The 18,489-nt window shown below is 70.8% G+C and carries 17 protein-coding genes; 10 read left to right on the top strand and 7 right to left on the bottom strand.

All coding sequences use genetic code 11. The features are described from left to right. Window positions 1-17: 17 nt before the first annotated feature. The 5 genes from ACYVF7_RS55375 to ACYVF7_RS55355 all read right to left on the bottom strand — a co-directional run bounded on the left by ACYVF7_RS55375 (window position 18) and on the right by ACYVF7_RS55355 (window position 5,744). Complete coding sequence (locus tag ACYVF7_RS55375) at window positions 18-1,415, bottom strand: aldehyde dehydrogenase (NADP(+)) (RefSeq protein ID WP_460356024.1); 1,398 nt, start codon at window positions 1,413-1,415, stop codon at window positions 18-20. Further along, window positions 1,415-2,371, bottom strand: coding sequence for a PH domain-containing protein (locus ACYVF7_RS55370; protein WP_460356022.1), 957 nt, complete (start codon window positions 2,369-2,371; stop codon window positions 1,415-1,417). Before ACYVF7_RS55370 ends, ACYVF7_RS55375 begins: the two co-directional genes overlap by 1 nt. An 11-nt stretch (window positions 2,372-2,382) precedes the next feature. Continuing rightward, on the bottom strand, window positions 2,383-3,387 hold the full coding sequence (locus ACYVF7_RS55365) for a zinc-dependent alcohol dehydrogenase (RefSeq protein WP_460356020.1): 1,005 nt from the start codon (window positions 3,385-3,387) through the stop codon (window positions 2,383-2,385). After that, window positions 3,384-4,541, bottom strand: coding sequence for a mandelate racemase/muconate lactonizing enzyme family protein (locus ACYVF7_RS55360; RefSeq protein WP_460356018.1), 1,158 nt, complete (start codon window positions 4,539-4,541; stop codon window positions 3,384-3,386). The genes ACYVF7_RS55365 and ACYVF7_RS55360 overlap by 4 nt, the downstream gene beginning before the upstream one ends. Window positions 4,542-4,694: 153 nt before the next feature. Then, entirely contained in the window at window positions 4,695-5,744 is a 1,050-nt protein-coding gene (locus tag ACYVF7_RS55355; protein ID WP_460356016.1) for a LacI family DNA-binding transcriptional regulator, read from the bottom strand. Window positions 5,745-5,921: 177 nt separating this feature from the next. Between ACYVF7_RS55355 and arfA the strand changes: the two genes are divergently transcribed. From arfA to galT, 6 genes are all read left to right on the top strand, one after another. Continuing rightward, the gene (gene arfA / locus ACYVF7_RS55350) at window positions 5,922-7,427 is read left to right on the top strand and encodes an arabinosylfuranosidase ArfA (protein ID WP_460356014.1); all 1,506 of its coding nucleotides are present in this window, start codon (window positions 5,922-5,924) and stop codon (window positions 7,425-7,427) included. Window positions 7,428-7,609: 182 nt separating this feature from the next. Next, a complete protein-coding gene (chvE, locus tag ACYVF7_RS55345) occupies window positions 7,610-8,737 on the top strand; it encodes a multiple monosaccharide ABC transporter substrate-binding protein (RefSeq protein ID WP_460356011.1) in 1,128 nt (375 codons plus the stop codon). Between the two features lie 65 nt (window positions 8,738-8,802). Next, window positions 8,803-10,350 carry a multiple monosaccharide ABC transporter ATP-binding protein gene (gene mmsA / locus ACYVF7_RS55340; RefSeq protein ID WP_460356008.1) on the top strand — a complete coding sequence of 516 codons (1,548 nt, stop codon included), beginning with the start codon at window positions 8,803-8,805 and terminating at the stop codon, window positions 10,348-10,350. Next, complete coding sequence (gene mmsB, locus ACYVF7_RS55335; RefSeq protein WP_460356007.1) at window positions 10,347-11,591, top strand: multiple monosaccharide ABC transporter permease; 1,245 nt, start codon at window positions 10,347-10,349, stop codon at window positions 11,589-11,591. Before mmsA ends, mmsB begins: the two co-directional genes overlap by 4 nt. An 83-nt stretch (window positions 11,592-11,674) precedes the next feature. After that, window positions 11,675-12,628: a LacI family DNA-binding transcriptional regulator gene (locus tag ACYVF7_RS55330; protein ID WP_460356006.1), complete on the top strand. Its 954-nt coding sequence runs from the start codon at window positions 11,675-11,677 to the stop codon at window positions 12,626-12,628. 27 nt (window positions 12,629-12,655) lie between these two features. Then, window positions 12,656-13,708 carry a galactose-1-phosphate uridylyltransferase gene (gene galT, locus ACYVF7_RS55325; RefSeq protein WP_460356003.1) on the top strand — a complete coding sequence of 351 codons (1,053 nt, stop codon included), beginning with the start codon at window positions 12,656-12,658 and terminating at the stop codon, window positions 13,706-13,708. A gap of 34 nt (window positions 13,709-13,742) precedes the next feature. Here the strand turns inward: galT and ACYVF7_RS55320 are convergent, their stop codons facing one another. Together ACYVF7_RS55320 and ACYVF7_RS55315 are read right to left on the bottom strand one after the other, a co-directional pair. Further along, complete coding sequence (locus tag ACYVF7_RS55320; RefSeq protein WP_460356002.1) at window positions 13,743-14,228, bottom strand: peptidase inhibitor family I36 protein; 486 nt, start codon at window positions 14,226-14,228, stop codon at window positions 13,743-13,745. 35 nt (window positions 14,229-14,263) lie between these two features. Next, window positions 14,264-15,205, bottom strand: a complete 942-nt coding sequence (locus ACYVF7_RS55315; RefSeq protein WP_460356000.1) for a hypothetical protein — start codon at window positions 15,203-15,205, stop codon at window positions 14,264-14,266. A gap of 266 nt (window positions 15,206-15,471) precedes the next feature. Between ACYVF7_RS55315 and ACYVF7_RS55310 the strand changes: the two genes are divergently transcribed. The 4 genes from ACYVF7_RS55310 to ACYVF7_RS55295 all read left to right on the top strand — a co-directional run bounded on the left by ACYVF7_RS55310 (window position 15,472) and on the right by ACYVF7_RS55295 (window position 18,467). Next, on the top strand, window positions 15,472-16,473 hold the full coding sequence (locus tag ACYVF7_RS55310) for an ArsR/SmtB family transcription factor (RefSeq protein WP_460355998.1): 1,002 nt from the start codon (window positions 15,472-15,474) through the stop codon (window positions 16,471-16,473). A gap of 173 nt (window positions 16,474-16,646) precedes the next feature. Continuing rightward, window positions 16,647-17,087 carry a PPOX class F420-dependent oxidoreductase gene (locus ACYVF7_RS55305; protein ID WP_460355995.1) on the top strand — a complete coding sequence of 147 codons (441 nt, stop codon included), beginning with the start codon at window positions 16,647-16,649 and terminating at the stop codon, window positions 17,085-17,087. 108 nt (window positions 17,088-17,195) lie between these two features. Continuing rightward, entirely contained in the window at window positions 17,196-17,864 is a 669-nt protein-coding gene (locus ACYVF7_RS55300) for a TIGR04222 domain-containing membrane protein (protein WP_460355993.1), read from the top strand. Window positions 17,865-17,969: 105 nt separating this feature from the next. Further along, entirely contained in the window at window positions 17,970-18,467 is a 498-nt protein-coding gene (locus tag ACYVF7_RS55295) for a SigE family RNA polymerase sigma factor (protein WP_460355990.1), read from the top strand. Window positions 18,468-18,489: the final 22 nt, after the last annotated feature.

Genomic DNA, 18,489 nt, shown 5'->3' with positions numbered 1-18,489 from the left:
CGATCACGCCCGCTGATTCACCGGACGGTCGGCGGGAGTACCTCCTCGGGGAGGCCCTGGAAGGTGACCGGGACCTGGAAGCGCCGGATCGCGGCCGTGCCGACGGACGTGTGCAGGACCGAGGTCGTGGCGGGCCAGGGGCCGCCGTGGTGCATCGAGTGGTTGACCGCGACGCCGGTGGGCCAGCCGTTGTAGATGACGCGGCCGACGTGGTGGGCCAGTTCGGTGACGAGGTCGCGGGCCAGGTCGGCGTCGGCGGGCTCGGCGTGGACGGTCGCGGTGAGGGAGCCGGGCACGGCGGCGGCCGCGGCGTGGAGCTCCTCCTCCGACGAGTACTCGACGATGATGGACGAGGGGCCGAAGCACTCCTCCGCCAGTTCGGGGCGGGCCGCGAACTCCTCCGCGCTCACCGCGAACAGGTGCGCGCCGGCGCTCTCGGCGACCGTGCGCGTCTCGCCCGCGATCCGCTCGACCCCGCTGCGGAACCCGTCCGCGATCTGCGGCGTGAGCAGCGCCGGCGCCTCGATCGGCGCGACCGCCTCGGCCAGCACCTCATCCAGCCCGTGCCCGGAGGGCAGGAACACCAGCCCGGGCTTCGTGCAGAACTGCCCGGACCCGAGCGTGAACGAGCCGACGTAGCCGCGCGCGATCTCCTCGCCCCTGGCGGCGACGGCCGCCTGGGTGACGAAGACCGGGTTGACGCTGCCCAGCTCACCATAGAACGGGATCGGGTCCGGGCGGCTCACGGCGGCGTCGAACAGCGCCCGGCCGCCGCGCACCGAACCGGTGAACCCGGCGGCCTTGATGTTCGGGTCCTTGATGAGCGCCAGGCCCGCCTCGAAACCATGCACGATCGCGAACGTCCCCGCCGGCGCGCCCGCCTTGGCGAGGGCCTCGGCGATGATCTCGGCCGTACGGACCGAGGTGCGCGGGTGGCCGGGGTGGGCCTTGACGATGACCGGGCAGCCCGCCGCCCACGCCGAGGCGGTGTCGCCGCCTGCGACGGAGAACGCGAAGGGGAAGTTGCTCGCGGCGTACACCGCGACCGGGCCGATCGGCAGCAGCGCCCGTACGAAGCCGGGCTCGGCGGTGTCCCGCTGGAAGCCCTCGTCGCGTACCTCCTCGGCCATCAGCCGCAGCTGCCCGGTGGTCCGGCCGACCTCGCCCGTCAGGCGGGTCGAGCCCAGCGCGGTCTCCGTGTCCGCCAGCGCCACGAGTTCTTCCACACCCGCGTCCAGCGCGTCGGCGACGGCCTCCAGCAGCGCGGCGCGCTCGGGCAACGGCAGCGCGGCGAGCGGGCGGGCGGCGTTCGCCGCGGCCTCGGTCAGCTCGGCGACCGTCTCGGCGGAGGTCTCCTCCACGCCGGGCTCCAGGCGCTCGCCGGTCCGGGGGTCGACTCCGTACAGCAGGGTCATCACAGGTCTCCGTCGGTGGGGAAGCGGTTCAGGTCACCGGGCAGACGCGAGCCCAGCGGGGACATGCCGCCGTCGGCGCCGAGGCGCTCGAGGATGTCGAGGGTGAGGCGGCCGCGGTGCACGCGCTCGCGGATCGCGTTGACGGCCAGGTCGCGCAGGTGGCGGCCGACCGGGTAGATGCCGGGGGTGTTGCGCAGGCCGAACTTCAGGTAGATCGGCGCGCCGCAGCGGATCAGCTCGGCCGCGTCGTAGAGACGGACGAAACCGCCGAGGTCGTCGGGGGCCTCGACGTAGAAGTCCATCGGCGCGGCGCTCTGCGCCCGCAGCTCGGCGATCTGCCCGATGGTCAGGTCGCTGGGCACGTTGATGGAGTCGCCACCGAGCTTCTCCCAGATGGCGTACGCGGCCGGGTTGACCGGGCCGACCAGCGCCGACACCTTGAGGGTGACGTCGGCGGGGAGCACGCCCGCGGCGCGCAGCCGGTGCAGGGTCCACAGCACGCCCTCGTCGGCGACGAGCAGGCACTTGACGCCGAGCGCCACGGCGCGCTCGGCCTCCTCGACGCACTGGGCGAGCTGGTCACGGCCACGGGCGCGCGGGCCCGAGCCGCCGGAGGACGCCTTCACGCCCGCGCCGATGTCCCACGTGCCGCGCGGGCCGACGAACAGGCACAGCTCGATGTGCCGCTCCTCGCACGCCTTCACCATCTCGGTGATCTCGGCGTCGGTGAGCATCCAGACGCCGCTGCCCTGGCTGATGCGGTGGATCGGGACCTCGAAGCGGTCGATCTCCTCCAAGGCGGCGGCCAGGACCTCCGGTCCCTCACAGGACGGCAGCTCCGTCCGCCAGCTCCCGCCGTCGGGGAACCGGGCCTCCGAGCCGGCCGGGGCGGCACTGCGGGCGGGCATGCCCAACTGGTCGAGCAGGTGCTCGCCGGGGTACCGGGGAACGCTCATCACACAACTCCTTAAGGCTTCAGAATGATTTTGCCGACGTCGTCGCCGCTCTGCCCGAGGAGTGCCACCGCGTCGGCGTACTCCTCGAGGGTGAACTCATGGGTCACCAGCGGCCCGAGGTCGAGCAGGCCGGCGGTGAAGGCCCGTACGGCGTGCGCCCAGGCCGCCGACGGGGCGCCGAACACGCTGGTCACGGTCAGCTGGCGTTCGACGATCGTCGAGGGGGAGAGCATCTCCGGGACCACGCCGGGGATGCCGGTCAGCACGAGCCGCCCGCCCCGGCGCAGGAGCCGGGCGGACGCCGCCGCCGAGTCGCGGGCGCCGGCGGTCTCCACGACCACGTCGAGGTCGAGCTCGCCGAGCTCGTCCGGGTGGAAGTAGGCCGTGGCCCCGCCCGCCCGCGCGACGGGCTCCCGGCCGGCGCGCGGGTCGCTGACCACCAGCTCGGCGGGGGAGGACGCGGCCAGCAGTTGGATCGTGAGCAGCCCGAGCGTGCCCGCGCCGACGACACCGACCCGCTCCCCGGGCAGGGCGGCGGCCCGCAGCACGGCGGCGGCCGCGACCGCCGCCGGCTCGAGGAGCACGGCCGCGCGCAGGTCGGTGCCCGCCGGCAGCGTGTGCAGCAGGCGGGCGGGCACGACCAGGTGGTCGGCGAACGCGCCGGGCCGGGTGAACCCGACCTCGTCGTAGCCCGCGAGGCACAGGTTGCCCTCGCCCGCGTGGCAGCGCTCGCAGACCTGGCAGCTCACGAAGCCCTCGCCGACCGTCGGCCGGCCGACGAGGGCCGGATCGACGCCGGGCCCGACCTCTTCGATCGTGCCCGACCACTCGTGCCCGGGGACGATCGGGAAGGTGCAGTACGCGTCGGGGCGACCGCCCTCGTACATCTCGCGGTCGCTGCCGCAGATGCCCGCCGCCGCGACCCGGACGAGCACCTCGCCGGGCCCGGGCGTCGGAACCTCTCCCTTGACCAGCCGGTGGCGTCCCGGCTGCTCCAGGAGTACGGATCGGCTCACTTGGACTCGGCCCCGTCGCGCTTGTGCCAGTCCTCGGCGAACAGGTTGAAGTTGGCGCGCTGGCGGGGGAACTCGGCGAGCGCGTCCAGGTCCAGCTCGACGCCCAGGCCGGGGGCCTCGGGGAGCGAGAAGTACCCGTCGACGACCTCGGGCAGGCCGGGAGCCACGCCCTTGATCGCCGAGTCGGCGAAGTCGTTGAAGTGCTCCTGGATCTTGAAGTTGGGCGTGCAGGCGCCCAGGTGCAGGTTGGCGGCGGTCAGCACGGGGCCGCCGACGTTGTGCGGGGCGACCATGACGTAGTGCGTCTCGGCGGTCGCGGCGAGTTTGCGGGCCTCGCCGATGCCGCCGATGTGGCCGATGTCCGGCTGGATGATGTCGACGGCCTGCGCCTCGAACAGCTCGCGGAACTCGATCCGGTCATGGATGCGCTCGCCGGTCGCGATCGGCAGGTCGGTGTGCGCGGAGACCTTGGCGAGGGCCTTGAGGTTCTCCGGCGGGCAGGGCTCCTCGATCCAGCTCGGGTTGAACGGCGCGAGCAGGCCCGCCAGGCGGATCGCGGTCGCGGGGGAGAACCGGCCGTGCATCTCGACGAGCAGCTCGGCCTCCTCCCCGATGGCGTCGCGGACCGCCTCGACGAGGCTGACGGCGCGCATCGTCTCGGCGTGGTCCAGCTCCATGGTGCCCGACCCGAACGGGTCGAACTTCAGCGCCTGGTAGCCGCGCTCGACGACCTTCTTCGCCGCCCCGTGGAACGCCTCGGGGGTGAGCTCGACGGTGTACCAGCCGTTGGCGTACGCCTTGATCTTGTCGCGGACCTTGCCGCCGAGCAGGCGCCACACCGGCTGGCCGAGGGCCTTGCCGACGATGTCCCAGCAGGCCATCTCGACGCAGGCGATGCCGGACATGACGATCTCACCGGCGCGGCCGTAGTCGCCGTACTTCATCCGGTGGACGAGGTCCTCGATGTTGAACGGGTCCGAGCCGGCGATGTGGTTCACCTCGGCCTCGGCCAGGTAGCCGATGAGCGCGTCGGTGTGGTTCAGCATCCGCGCCTCACCCACGCCGACGAGCCCCTCGTCCGTATGGACCTGCACGAACGTGAGGTTGCGCCAGGGGGTGCCGGCGACGTGGGTGGTTACACGGGTGATTCTCATAGAGGGTCTCCCTACTTGATACTGCCCAGCGTCAGGCCGCTTCGCCAATAACGCTGCAGGGTCGGGAAAGCGATGATCACTGTTAGCGCTATCATTCAAGGCCGTCCGGTAGGGCGGCCGAGCTGGACGGGGGTCGAGGGTGCACGAGGTGCGTCAACCGGGGCGGCCCGTGCTCTGCCGCACGATCAGCTCAGGTTCGACGATGATCCGGCGGCCCTCCTCCACGGGAGCGCCGCCGATGCGTTCCAGGAGAAGCTGGAGCGCGTGCCGGCCGACCTGGCCGAAGTCCTGGCCGACCGTCGTCAGCGGCGGGCTGAGATACGCAGCCTCCGGGACGTCGTCGAAGCCGACGACGCTGACGTCACCGGGGATGCGGCGGCCCGCCTCGTGCAGGGCCCGGATCAGGCCCACCGCCATCTGGTCGTTGGCGGTGAAGACGGCGGTCACCGAGGGATCGCCGGCCAGCCGCTTTCCGTACTCGTAGCCGCAGCGCGGGCTCCAGTCGCCGACGACGACCGGGGGGATCTCGCGCCCCGCGGCGCGAAGGGTGTCCTCCCATGCCTTCCGCCGGGAGCCCGCCTCCACCCAGTCGCTCGGGCCGGCCAGGTGCCGCACCGTCCGGTGACCGAGATCGAGCAGGTGGCGGGTCGCCGCCGCCGCGCCCGCGTACTGGTCGACGGCGGCGACGGGGATGACCCCGCCGTCCCCGCCGCCCACGGCGACGACCGGCAGGCCGGCGGACACGTCCCCGAGCCCTTCGACCGACGCGACGTGCGGGGCGATGATGATGACGCCGTCGACGGACTGACCGCGCAGCCGGTCCACAGCCTCGGCCACGTTGCGCTGCGTCAGCGCGGCCAGGCTGGTGATGGTCACGCCGTACTCCGCGTCCCGGGCGGCCTGCTCGATGCCGAACAGCATCGACGCCGGGCCGTACAGGGTGGTGTCGAAGCCGACCACCCCGAGGACGCCGGAACGGCCCGTGGCGAGCACCCGGGCGGCGGAGTTGGGCCGGTAGCCGAGCTCGCGTACGGCGTCGAGGACGCGCAGCCGCGTCTCGCGCCGGACCCGTGCCGGTGAGTTCAGTACCCGCGACACCGTCATGGGCGAGACGCCGGCCAGTTTCGCCACGTCCGCCATGACCACGGTGCCCGTACCTCGGCCGGAACCGGGACCGGCCGGCCGCTCCAGATCGTCGCTCACGGTCACCTCCCCTGTCTCGGCCGAACGACGAGGTCTCTCCTGGCCTCGCCAGGTTTCTACCAGGTTGCCGAGGAGTGTTAGCGATAACGAGCCAGAAGTCAACCGTTGACGTCAGCGTATGGTTAGCGTTAACACTGGTTGTCCTGAGGTCACTCCCCGCGGCCTAAGGAGACGAGTGTGCTGACGGCACGCATGACGCTGGACCCCGCCTTCCGCGTGGCACCGGTCAACCGCCGGACCTTCGGGTCCTTCGTCGAACACCTGGGCCGGTGCGTCTACACCGGCATCTACGAGCCCGACCACCCGAGCGCGGACGACGACGGATTCCGCACCGACGTCCTCGAGCTGACCAGGGAGCTCGGGGTGAGCACCGTCCGCTACCCCGGCGGCAACTTCGTGTCGGGGTACCGCTGGGAGGACGGCATCGGACCGGTCGAGTCGCGGCCCACGCGCCTGGACCTCGCCTGGCACAGCCTCGAGCCCAACCACGTCGGCATCGACGAGTTCATGCGCTGGGCGCGCAAGGCGGACGTCGAGCCGATGATGGCCGTCAACCTCGGCACCCGCGGCCTGCAGGAGGCGCTCGACCTGCTGGAGTACTGCAACATCCCGTCCGGGACCCGGCTGTCGGACCTGCGCATCGAGAACGGGGCGAAGGACCCGTACGGGATCGCGATGTGGTGCCTGGGCAACGAGATGGACGGGCCCTGGCAGATCGGGCACAAGACGGCCCGGGAGTACGGCCGGCTCGCCGCCGAGGTGGCGAGGGCGATGCGCATGGTCGACAAGAACCTGGAGCTGGTCGCCTGTGGTAGCTCCAGCTCGAAGATGCCCACCTTCGGCGCGTGGGAGGCGACCGTGCTCGAGGAGGCGTACGAGCACGTCGACCACATCTCGTGCCATGCCTACTACGAAGAGCACGACGGCGACCTCGGCAGCTTCCTGGCCAGCGCCGTCGACATGGACCACTTCATCGCGTCGGTCGTGGCCACCGCCGACCACGTCGGAGCCCGGCTGCGCAGCCGCAAGAAGATCAACATCTCGTTCGACGAGTGGAACATCTGGTACATGAGCCGGCACGTGGCCTATGGCGGGCCGAGCGACTGGTCGGTGGCGACGCCGCAGCTGGAGGACCGGTACCACCTGGCCGACGCCGTCGCCTTCGGCGGGCTGCTGATCTCGCTGCTGCGGCACAGCGACCGGGTCACCGCGGCCTGTCTGGCCCAGCTCGTGAACGTCATCGCGCCCATCGTGACCGAGCCCGGCGGCCGGGCGTGGCGGCAGACGACGTTCCATCCGTTCGCGCAGGCGTCCCGGCACGCCGCCGGCGAGGTGCTGCGCGTCGAGCCGGTCTGCCCGGTGTACGAGACGGCCGCGTACGGCGAGGTGCCCGTGCTCGACGCCGTCGCGACCCGCGACGAGGAGACCGGCGAGACCGCGCTCTTCATGGTCAACCGGTCCGTGGACCAGAGCCTCACCGTCGACATCGACGTCCGCGCGCTAGGCGCGGTCAGACCGAGGGAGGCGACGACCCTCGCCGACCCCGACCCCTACGCCCGGAACACCGCGGACGACCCGTTCCGCGTCGTCCCGCGGCCCAACCCGGAGGTCCGGGTGGAAGGCGGCACCCTGACCGCGGTGCTGCCGCCCGTTTCATGGAACGTCATCCGGCTTCTGGGCTGACCTCCGGAGAAGTGAGTAACCCTCGTGATGTTACCGGTCACACGCTTGCGGTCTGGACTGTTTCGAGACAGGCGCGTTGCCGAACTGTGTCTTGACATCCCAAGTGTGACCGTTAACACTCCGGCAAAGCAGTGGTAACACGTCTCTTCCCGTCGTACCCCCCGTCCCACCCAAGGTGAGATATGAAGATCACGAAGTTGGCCGCGATGGCCACGGGCCTGTGCATGGCCCTCGCCATGACCGCCTGCGGCTCGAGCACGAAGTCCGTCGACAAGAAGGGCAGCACGGGCTCGACCAAGGGCGCCCTCATCGGCGTCACGATGCCGACCAAGTCCTCCGAGCGGTGGATCCACGACGGGGACAACCTCAAGTCCTCGCTGGAGAAGCTGGGCTACAAGGTCGACCTGCAGTACGCCGAGAACGACATCCCCACCCAGGTCAACCAGGTCGAGAACCAGATCACCCGGGGCGCCAAGCTCCTGATCATCGCCTCGATCGACAACAAGTCCCTCAGCACGCAGCTGCAGGAGGCGCACGACAAGCACATCCCGGTCATCGCCTACGACCGGCTGCTCCTCAAGTCGCCGAACGTCGACTACTACGCGACCTTCGACAACTACAAGGTCGGCGTCCTGCAGGCGACGGCCCTCCTCACCGGCCTCGGCCTGAAGAAGGAGGACGGCACCGACGGCACCGCCAAGGGCCCGTTCAACGTCGAGCTCTTCGCCGGCTCGCCCGACGACAACAACTCGTCGTACTTCTTCAACGGCGCGATGGACACCCTGAAGCCCTACATCCAGAAGGGCACGCTGGTCGTCAAGAGCAAGGAGACGGACTTCAAGACCGTCGCGATCCTGCGCTGGGACCCGGCGACCGCGCAGAAGCGCATGGAGGACCTGATCACCAAGGCCTACGGCGGTGGCGCCAAGGTCAACGGCGTGCTCTCCCCGTACGACGGCCTGTCGATCGGCATCCTGTCCGCCCTCAAGAGCGCCGGCTACGGCACCTCCGGCCAGCCGTACCCGGTCGTGACCGGCCAGGACGCCGAGCTCGCCTCGGTCAAGTCGATCCTCAAGGGTGAGCAGTACTCCACCGTCTACAAGGACACCCGCCAGCTCGCCGCGGTCACCGTCAAGATGGCCGACACCGCTCTCAAGGGCGGCACGCCCACGGTGAACAACACCAAGGACTACAACAACGGCGTCAAGGTCGTCCCGTCGATGCTGCTCCAGCCGGTTCTGATCTTCAAGGACAACGTCCAGAAGAACCTCGTCGACACCGGCTACTACACCCAGCAGCAGCTGCAGTAGCGGATCGAGGGCGGACGGCGCCGACGGCGCCGTCCGCCCTTCCGGCGTGACATGAAGGGCACGACATGACCGACGACGCGATTCTGCGGATGAGCGGGATCACCAAGACGTTCCCCGGCGTCAAGGCGCTGCAGGACGTGAACCTGGTGGTGCGGCGCGGCGAGATCCACGCGATCTGCGGTGAGAACGGCGCAGGCAAGTCCACCTTGATGAAGGTGCTGTCGGGCGTCTACCCGCACGGCTCGTACGAGGGCGACATCCACTTCGACGGCGAGCTGTGCCGCTTCTCCAACATTCGCGACAGCGAGAAGCACGGCATCGTCATCATCCACCAGGAGCTGGCGCTCAGCCCGCACCTGTCGATCGCCGAGAACATCTTCCTCGGCAACGAGAAGGCCCAGCGCGGCCTCATCGACTGGAACAAGACCAACGCCGCCGCCGCCGAGCTGCTCGACCGCGTCGGCCTGGACGAGAACCCCACCATCGCGGCGATGGAGATCGGCGTCGGCAAGCAGCAGCTCGTCGAGATCGCCAAGGCGCTATCCAAGGACGTGAAGCTGCTGATCCTGGACGAGCCGACGGCGGCGCTGAACGACTCCGACTCCGCGCACCTGCTCGACCTGCTGCGCGGCCTGCGCGACCAGGGCATCACCTGCGTGATCATCTCCCACAAGCTCAACGAGATCAAGGCCATCGCGGACTCGACCACGATCCTCCGGGACGGCCGCACGATCGAGACGCTCGACATGGAGAAGGACCTCGTCACCGAGGACCGCATCATCTCCGGGATGGTCGGTCGCGACCTCGAGCACCGTTACCCGGAGCACGAGTCGAACGTCGGCGAGGAGATCCTGCGGATCGAGGACTGGACCGTGCGCAGCCCCACCCAGCACGATCGCCTCGTCGTGAACGGCGCCAACCTCGCGCTGCGGCGCGGCGAGATCGTCGGCCTGGCCGGGCTCATGGGCGCCGGCCGTACCGAGCTGGCGATGAGCGTGTTCGGCCGCAGCTACGGCGTCGGGATCACCGGCCGCATCTACAAGGACGGCAAGGAGATCCGCGTCAAGTCGGTCGGCGACGCCATCAAGCACGGCATCGCGTACGCCACCGAGGACCGCAAGCGGTACGGCCTGAACCTCATCGAGGACATCAAGCGCAACGTCTCCGTCGCGGGGCTGCGCAAGCTCGCCAAGCGGGGCTGGGTCAACGACAACGAGGAGATCCAGGTCGCCGAGCGCTACCGCAAGAGCATGAACATCAAGGCGCCGAACGTCGCCGCGATCGCCGGCAAGCTGTCCGGCGGGAACCAGCAGAAGGTCGTGCTGTCCAAGTGGATGTTCACCGACCCTGACGTGCTGATTCTCGACGAGCCCACCCGCGGCATCGACGTCGGCGCCAAGTACGAGATCTACTCGATCATCAATGAGATGGCCGACCAGGGCAAGGCCGTGCTGGTCATCTCCTCGGAGCTGCCCGAGCTGCTCGGCATCTGCGACCGCATCTACGCGATGTCGGCCGGGCGCATCACCGGTGAGGTCTCCCGCGAGGAGGCCACCCCGGAGCGGCTGATGCAGTACATGACCCGTTACGACGAAGAGCAGGTAGTTTCATGAGCAGCGTCGCACCGGCCCGCTCGGACAAGGGCGAGGCGTCGCCCCCGTCGCGCGGCGTGACCGACCGGATTTTCTCCGTCAACCTGCGGCAGAGCGGTATCTACGTCGCGTTCGCGCTGATCGTGGCGCTGTTCGCGGTCCTCACCCACGGGGACCTGCTCTCGCCGGAGAACATGTCCAACGTTCTCGTGCAGAACTCGTACGTCCTGATCCTCGCGATCGGGATGATCCTCATCATCATCGCGGGCCACATCGACCTGTCGGTCGGCTCCGTCGTGGCCGTCACCGGCGGGTTGTCCGCCGTGCTGATGGTCAACCACCACATGCCCTGGCCGCTCGCCGTCATCCTGACGCTCGTGGCGGGCGCGGTGATCGGCGCGTGGCAGGGCTACTGGATCGCCTACTTCGAGATCCCGGCGTTCATCGTGACACTCGCCGGCATGCTCATCTTCCGCGCCCTCACCCTCACCGTGCTGGGCAACCAGGGCATCGGCCCGTTCCCCGACCAGGTCCGCACGTTCGCCAACGGCTTCCTGCCCGGCTACTTCGGCAACGTCGGCCTCGGCCCGCTCGGTGGCGGCGACCTGTTCACCCTGATCGTCGGCGTGATCGCCGTGGTGGGCATCGTGCTCACCCAGTGGCGGGCCCGCGCGGGCCGCCTCGGGTACGGCCAGAAGGTCGACGCGCTGCCGCTGTTCATCGTGAAGATGGCCCTCGCCGCGTTCGTCGTGATGTTCATCGTCGTGCAGCTCTCGCGGTTCAAGAACCTGCCGGTCGTGCTCATCGTGCTGACCGTCCTGGTCCTCGCCTACACCCTGGTCACCACCCGCGCGGTCTTCGGCCGGCACATCTACGCCATCGGCGGCAACCTGCAGGCCGCCCGGCTGTCCGGCATCAAGACCAAGTCCGTGGTGTTCTGGCTGTTCGTCAACATGGGCGTGCTGGCCGCGCTGGCCGGCGTCATCTTCGCCGGACGGCTCAACCAGGCCGGCCCGACCGCCGGCACCAACTTCGAGCTCGACTCGATCGCGGCGGCCTTCATCGGCGGCGCGGCGGTGCAGGGCGGCGTCGGCAAGGTCGTCGGCGCCATCACCGGTGGTCTCATCATGGCCGTGATCAACAACGGCATGTCCCTCCTCGGCGCGCCGAGCGAGCGGGTCATGCTGATCAAGGGCCTCGTGCTCCTGGCCGCGGTGGCGTTCGACGTCTGGGCCAAGCGCCGCGCCGGCACCTCCCGGTGAACCTGGACGCACCATCCGAGGACCGGGGCGACGCGCGGGTCACGGCGCGCCCCGGCCTTCGGGATGTGGCCAAACTCGCCGGGGTGTCGCACCAGACCGTGTCCCGGGTCTTCAAGGACCACCCGAGGGTGAGCTCGGAGACCCGGGCCAAGGTCCTGGCCGCGGCAGCTCAGCTGGACTTCCGGCCCAACGCCTTCGCCCGGGCCCTGGCCACCGGCCGCTCGCGCACACTCGGCGTGGTCAGCTTCGACGCGACCCTCTACGGGCCCGCGTCGATGATCAGCGAGATGGAGCGCTGCGCCCGCCAGGCCGACTACTTCACCAGCGTCATCGCGCTGCAGTCGGCCAGCCAGCGCTCGATCAGCGAGGCGGCCGAGCGGCTGCGCGGCCAGGGCGTGGACGGGCTCATCGTCATACCCGGGCACGTCCCGCTGACCCAGACCACCAAGCACCTGCCCTCCGACATACCCCTCGTGGTGATGGAGAGCGAGACCATCGTCCCGGCCGTCGGAGTCGACCAGTACTCCGGGCCGAAGGCGGCGACGCGCTACCTCCTCGACCTCGGGCACCGGACGGTCCACCACCTGCCCGGCCCGCCGTCGTGGCTGGAGGCGCGCGAGCGCCACCGCGGCTGGCGGGACGCGCTGCTCGAGGCCGGCGCGCCGGTGCCGCCGACCCTCCCGGGCGACTGGAGCGCCGGATCCGGGTACGACCGGGGCCTGGCCCTGGCCGCCGACCCGGAGGTCACGGCGGTGTTCGCCGCCAACGACCAGAACGCCCTGGGCCTGCTGCGGGCCCTGTACGAGGCGGGCCGCCGCGTGCCGGACGACGTCAGCGTCATCGGCTTCGACGACATCCCCGAGGCGGCGTATTTCATCCCGCCGCTCACCACCATCCGCCAGGACTTCGCCGCCGTCGGCCGGTCGAGCGTTAACCTGCTGCTCGAACAGATCGAGAGCGGCCGGCGCAGCGACAAGAAGATCATCATCTCCACCGAGCTGGTCAGCCGCAGCAGCGCCGGCCGGGCCCCTGCCTGACCCTTGCTCCGCGAAAGGGAACCCCCGATGTCCTCCGCTCACGCCGTCACCGAGTCCTCCTGCCGCACGTCCGTGCGGCTCGCGGACGGAAGAGAGATCATCTACTTCGACGACGTGCCCGGGCTGGACCGCTCCACCCCCGACCGGCGGGACCTGCCCCCGTACGCGCCCGCCGCCGAACTGCGGTACGACGCGCTGCAGGGCGAGGAGGTCCTCGTCGCCGCGCACCGGCAGAACCGCACCTACCAGCCCGCGCCCGGCGAGTGCCCCCTCTGCCCGTCCCGCGACGGACACCTGAGCGAGATCCCCGCCCCCGACTACCACGTCGTGTCGTTCGAGAACCGCTTCCCGTCCCTCGGCGGCCCGGCCGGCGGTCGCTGCGAGGTGCTGTGCTTCACCAGCGACCACGACGGCTCCTTCGCGACCCTGCCGCCGGAGCGGCTCGCCACCGTCGGCCGCGCCTGGGCCGACCGCACGGTCGAACTCGGGCAGCGGCCCGACGTGGAGTACGTCTTCCTCTTCGAGAACCGCGGCGCGGCGATCGGCGCGACCCTCCCGCACCCGCACGGCCAGATCTACGCCTTCCCGTACATCCCGCCGATCCCGCGGCGGATGCTGGCCGCCGCCGAGCGGTTCCGCGAGGAGCACGGCGGGTGCCTCATGTGCGACGTCGTCGCCCGCGAGGCCGCCGGTCCCCGCGTCGTCGCCGAGACCGACGGCTTCCTCGCGTACGTGCCGGAGGCCGCCCGCTGGCCCTACGAGGTGTACGTGGCCCCGCGCTCCTGCGTCCCCGACCTGCCCGCCCTCGACGCCGCCGCGCGCGACGAGCTCATGGGCCTGTACGCCGACGTGCTGCGCCGCTTCGACGCCCTCTACGAGCAGACGACGCCGTACATGGCCTGCTGGTACCAGGCCCCGGCGCGCACCTCGCGCGCCCTGGCACACCTGTGTGCCCGCATCTACACGCCGCAGCGCACCGCCGACAAACTGAAGTTCCTCGCCACGGCCGAGACCGGCGGCGGCGCGTACATCAACGACGTGCTCCCCGAGACCGCCGCCGCCCGCCTCCGCGAACTTTAGGGCGTGTCCGCTCTCCGGCCGCTGGGCGACGGGATCACAGCGTGGGAACGCCCGATGGGCAGCCGCCCTGGATCCAGCGGTGGCCCGACCCTCTGCCGTCCGCGCTCGGCACGTCGTAGCCCGTGCCGTAGTACGTGATCCGGACGCACAGGGTCGGGACGTGGGGCGAGCCGCTGTCGTGGCTGCCGTAGTCGTACACGACGACGTTGTAGTCGCCGCTGCCGTCGTAGTTGCCGTGGTTCCACCACGAGTGATCGCTGTTGCAGGGCGGGGTGCCGTCGTTGTAGCACCAGTCCGTGTCGCTGCCCTGCCACGCCCAGGTCTGGCCGCCGGAGGCTCCGAAGTTGTAGTCGGTGTACACGCAGAAGTCGCCCCTGTCACAGGAGTGATCGGGCCGGGACAGCGCCGCCGCCGCGCGTGCGCCGGCCGGGCCGGCCGCGTACGCCGACGTCGTCGCCGTCGTCATGGCGCCGGCCAGCAGCAACGTGCCCACCGCGGCCGTGAGTCGTTTCTTGGACATGGACTTCCTCCTGAAGATGGACGGTGTTTCCTCGCTCACCGGATGAGCCCGCGTGCCCGGGTGAGGGCGGTGGCGCGGAGCCTCCGGAGCGTCTCGATGGCGCCCTGAAAGCGCGTGTCGACGGCCGCCGTGTACGTCCGATCGAGCCGGCGACTCACCGGGCCGAGACCGCTGCGTCGTGCGCATCCGGCCTCGGCGACGGCGAGGCGGACCTCGGCCCGGTGCTCGGCCGCCGCGTCGCCTCCGGGTACGAGCCGGCCGAGCCGGTCACGGATCCGGTCCGGGCTGTCGTAGGGATGGCCGGCCCCGCGCATGCAGGCGGCCCAGCGCCTGGTCGCGGAACGGAACGCCGGGTCGGCTCGGACCATGGCGCTGATCTGCGGCCAGAGGTTGTCCACGACCGCTTGGGCGCGGAACCAGGTCGGCAGGTCGCCGTAGAGGCGGCCACGAGCCTCGGCGACACAGCCCCGGTCGCTGGTCCGCAACGTGTATCCGTTGGGCACCCGGACACTGAGCCCGCCACCGGCCGACGGCGGTGGGCCGTTCAGCGCCAGCTCGTACGCCCTCCGGCCGGAAGGGGACAGCGAGCCCACGTACCGGACGTTGGGGTCGTTCCGCGTGATCCGGCCGCGCTCGGCGTCGGTGATGCCGGAGCTCTCTCCGTACCCGTTCGCTCGGGCCCAGGCGACGTCGTCGACGACGAACGGGAAGCGTTGCGGGCCGTCCACCGCGGCCGTCCGGTGCCGCTCGGGCGGTACCCAGTAGCGGAAGTGGTGCGCGGACATGCACTGCGAGGTGAGGACCGCTTCGGCGCGGAGCACCATGGTGTCCGGATCGCTCGCCGCCCGTGACGAGGGTGCGACCTGATGCCGCGACGGTCCACAGCCGACCGCGGCGAACATCACCGGCGCGACGGCCAGCGCCGCGCACATCCGCACGGCGGGACTCATCACCCGCCCTTCGGCCGCGAATCGCATCGCCGGACTCCTCACTGCCGGAAACGACGTCTCGCAGCATGCGCAAGAGCGTGGCGGGTCGGCCAGGGGCTTGACGCTGACCGCAAACCACGACGTCAGAGCGGATAAGACGGTGCATGAAAAGGCGGCCTCGGCCCGGCTACGCGCGGATCACTCGGCGTCGACGCGTGCGGTTGACCGGAGGCGGTCAGCGGCGAGGTGACCCACGGAACGTGCGCTTACGCTGAGGTCCGAATCGTCGCCGGCCGACCACGGGGGCCCGTGCCATGCTGCGTATTCACTTCACGCCGGATGACCTGCTCGAGACGAAGGTCGCGAACAGCCCGGACTTCATGTGGGAGATCCTGCTCAGCGCCCACCTCCTGCGAAAACGCGACGGCGCCGTCGTCTTCGGCGGCTGGAAGCGCCGTACCCGCGGTCGGCTGCCGGCGTCGGCGGCGATGCTGATGCGGCTCGCACCGCCATGGGGCTACTCGGCGGACTTCCTCACCCCGGCTCGCGAGACGGTCGCCACGACGGATGGGTTCGAGGCGATCATGGCGACCCCGCGCAGCCGGCTGCGACGTGACCTCCTCCTCCTGGACGCCCGCCGGCCGTTACCCCAGTGGGGCAGGCCGCTCGCCGACGGCGAGCCCACCACGCTGCGGCGCCTCGACCACGCGATCCGCGCGTACCACGACGCTGCGGTCGCCCCTTATCACCGGCAGATCCGGGCCGCGTTCGACGCGGACCGGATGTTCCGCGCCCGGGCGCTGCTCGACGGCGGCATCACCGGGCTGCTCGCCGGCTTCTGCCACGCCGCGCGCTGGGAGCCTCCCGTGCTCAGCGTCTCGTACCCGCGCGACAGGGACGTTCATCTGAACGGCCGGGGCCTGCGCCTCGTGCCGTCCTTCTTCTGCTGGCGCACGCCGACCGCGCTGTACGACATCGGTACCGACGACCCCATGACCCTGGTCTATCCGATCGCGCACGACCTGGCCTGGACCGGCGGCGGTCCGGGACGGGAGCCGCAGGTGAGCCGCGATCCACTGGCGGCGCTGATCGGTGGCAGCCGGGCGGCCGTGCTCGCCGTCATCGCCGAGGCCGGATCGACCACCACGGCCCTCGCCGGCCGCATCGGCATCTCCGCGCCCGCGGCGAGCCGGCATGTCAGCGCACTCCGCGACGCCGGTCTGGTGACCAGCACGCGGCGCGGGCCGTACGTGCTCCACACCGTCACGCCGCTGGGCACGGACCTTCTCGCCGGAGGTTCCACCGTCCTCCGGTAAGGCGCCCCGATCGGGATGATCGGCCGCGAGCGAGGTCGGCGGCGCGTACCTCGCCGCCGCCCGCCTCCGCGAGCTCTGGTCGTAGGCCCATCTGTCGAGCGACGGTTCGGCCGTGCGCCCGATGCCGCGCATTCCGCGCGCTCCTAGCGTTGGAAACCTAGGAGGTGCGCGGAATGAGCGATTCACCGAAGGCGCTGCGGAGTGACCCCGTCTTCACCGACATCGAGCGCGACTATCTAGGAACCCACCCGTTGGGTCGCCTGGCGACCGTCGGCCCGCACGGGGCACCCCACGTCAAGCCCGTCGCCTTCTGGGTCGACGCCGACACCGAGACGATCGACCTCGGCGGGCCGGCGCTCAGCGAGACCCAGAGGTTTCGCGACGTGCAGGCCGACGCACGCGTCTCCCTCGTCGTCGACGACCAGGCCGACCACCCCGTCGGACCGGGCGGCCAGACGGGGCGGGGCCTGGAGATACGCGGGGTCGTCGAGATCCTCCGGCTCGACCGGCCGTTGATGCCGATGTTCAGCGACGAGGTGATCCGCATCCACCCCCGCAGGGTCATCGCCTGGAACCTCGACGGGCCGGGTCTCCACGCTCGCACCGTCCGCTGACGACGACCCGTCGCGCCACGGGGCCGTCCTTGATGGAACGGCAGCGGTATGGACCGCGTCCGAGTGAATGTCGGAGGGTTCGACACGACCCCGCATGGAGGGCGCCCCATGCCGGAGCACGACCTGTCCCCGTACGAGATCGCCTACCTGTTCGGCGGACCCGACCGCGTGGCGATGGTCGCGCTCGTCGCCCTCCACACGGACGGGCGCATCCGGATCACACCCGACCGGCACCGCGTGTACGCCGAGCAGCGGTCCGCGGACGAAGCGACCGAGACGACCGCCCCGGATCCGGTCGAGACGACGGTGCTGGCCGTGGTCCCGGACGTCGGCCGGGTCCTCGGCCTGACCCGGACGTTGATCGCCGTGTCCCCGGCCGTGGCGGAGGTCGGCTGGAGACTGGGCGCCGAGGGACTCCTGCCGCGATCCCGGGTCAGCGTGCTGTGGCAGTGGCGCCGGATCTCGCGGAGCCGTTCGTTGCGGCGCGAACTGGCCGAGGCGCCCGATGGCCTCGTACGGGTCGCGGTCAGGGGAACGGCCGGGATCGCCGACGACGAGCTGCGGAAGATCTTCGAGACGCACGCGTACACGCCGCCGAAGCACAGGCCGCTGACGAACCCGAAGCGCGACCGGCCGGTCGACCCCCTGCACGGCCACACTCCGATGAACCCGGCCGTCTACGGCTACTCGGACGGCTACGGGGACGCGGGCGGCTTCGACGTGGGCGGGTACGGGGACTCGGGCGGCTCGGACGGAGGCGGCTCAGGCGGCTGGTGAGCCGCCCTTGCCTCAGCGGCTCAGTAGCGCGAGGGCTGTGACGTACCCGGGGGATCGCGGCGTCTGGGGAGTAGAGGACGAACCGACGACGCCGAGGAAGGCCTGATGGCCAAAGACCCGAATGGTTTCCATGAGTTCGCCGCCGCCCGCAGCGCCTCGCTCTTCCGCACCGCCTGCCTGTTGTGCGACGACTGGCATCTGGCCGAGGACCTGGTACAGACGACGCTCGGCAAGCTGTACGCGTCATGGCGACGTGTGCAGCGGGCCGAGAACCCGGCGGCCTACGCCCGCAAGGTACTGCTGCGGACCTACCTTTCTCACGCCCGAAAGCGCAGCAGCGGGGAGACACCGAGAGAACGGCTACCGGACACCGCGGCCGCCGATTCCGATCAGGCGCTACGCCTGACGCTGCTGAACGGGCTCGCGCGACTCTCCGCGCAGGACCGCGCCGTGCTGGTGCTCCGCTACTGGGAGGACCAGAGCGTCGAGGAGGTCGCGGCCCTTCTCCGGCTGAGTCCCGGTGCCGTACGCAACCGGAGCATGCGGGCCCTCGGCAGGCTCCGCGAAGCGCTCGGCGACGAACTCGACGTGCTGATCCGGTGACGGGAGATGGCACCGGCGCACC

It is taken from the genome of Actinoallomurus acanthiterrae (genome assembly GCF_054775715.1).
Note: the sequence above shows the minus strand (reverse complement) of the source record. Positions and strands in the feature narration are given on the sequence as shown.

Excerpts from the sequence above, each read along its gene's own strand:
- ACYVF7_RS55370 (WP_460356022.1), bottom strand. The coding sequence starts at position 2,371 with ATGAGCGTTCCCCGGTACCCCGGCGAGCACCTGCTCGACCAGTTGGGC.
- ACYVF7_RS55320 (WP_460356002.1), bottom strand. The coding sequence starts at position 14,228 with ATGTCCAAGAAACGACTCACGGCCGCGGTGGGCACGTTGCTGCTGGCC.
- galT (WP_460356003.1), top strand. The coding sequence starts at position 12,656 with ATGTCCTCCGCTCACGCCGTCACCGAGTCCTCCTGCCGCACGTCCGTG.
- ACYVF7_RS55300 (WP_460355993.1), top strand. The coding sequence starts at position 17,196 with ATGCCGGAGCACGACCTGTCCCCGTACGAGATCGCCTACCTGTTCGGC.
- chvE (WP_460356011.1), top strand. The coding sequence starts at position 7,610 with ATGAAGATCACGAAGTTGGCCGCGATGGCCACGGGCCTGTGCATGGCC.
- mmsB (WP_460356007.1), top strand. The coding sequence starts at position 10,347 with ATGAGCAGCGTCGCACCGGCCCGCTCGGACAAGGGCGAGGCGTCGCCC.
- ACYVF7_RS55360 (WP_460356018.1), bottom strand. The coding sequence starts at position 4,541 with ATGAGAATCACCCGTGTAACCACCCACGTCGCCGGCACCCCCTGGCGC.
- ACYVF7_RS55315 (WP_460356000.1), bottom strand. The coding sequence starts at position 15,205 with ATGCGATTCGCGGCCGAAGGGCGGGTGATGAGTCCCGCCGTGCGGATG.
- ACYVF7_RS55375 (WP_460356024.1), bottom strand. The coding sequence starts at position 1,415 with ATGACCCTGCTGTACGGAGTCGACCCCCGGACCGGCGAGCGCCTGGAG.
- ACYVF7_RS55295 (WP_460355990.1), top strand. The coding sequence starts at position 17,970 with ATGGCCAAAGACCCGAATGGTTTCCATGAGTTCGCCGCCGCCCGCAGC.
- ACYVF7_RS55310 (WP_460355998.1), top strand. The coding sequence starts at position 15,472 with ATGCTGCGTATTCACTTCACGCCGGATGACCTGCTCGAGACGAAGGTC.
- mmsA (WP_460356008.1), top strand. The coding sequence starts at position 8,803 with ATGACCGACGACGCGATTCTGCGGATGAGCGGGATCACCAAGACGTTC.
- ACYVF7_RS55305 (WP_460355995.1), top strand. The coding sequence starts at position 16,647 with ATGAGCGATTCACCGAAGGCGCTGCGGAGTGACCCCGTCTTCACCGAC.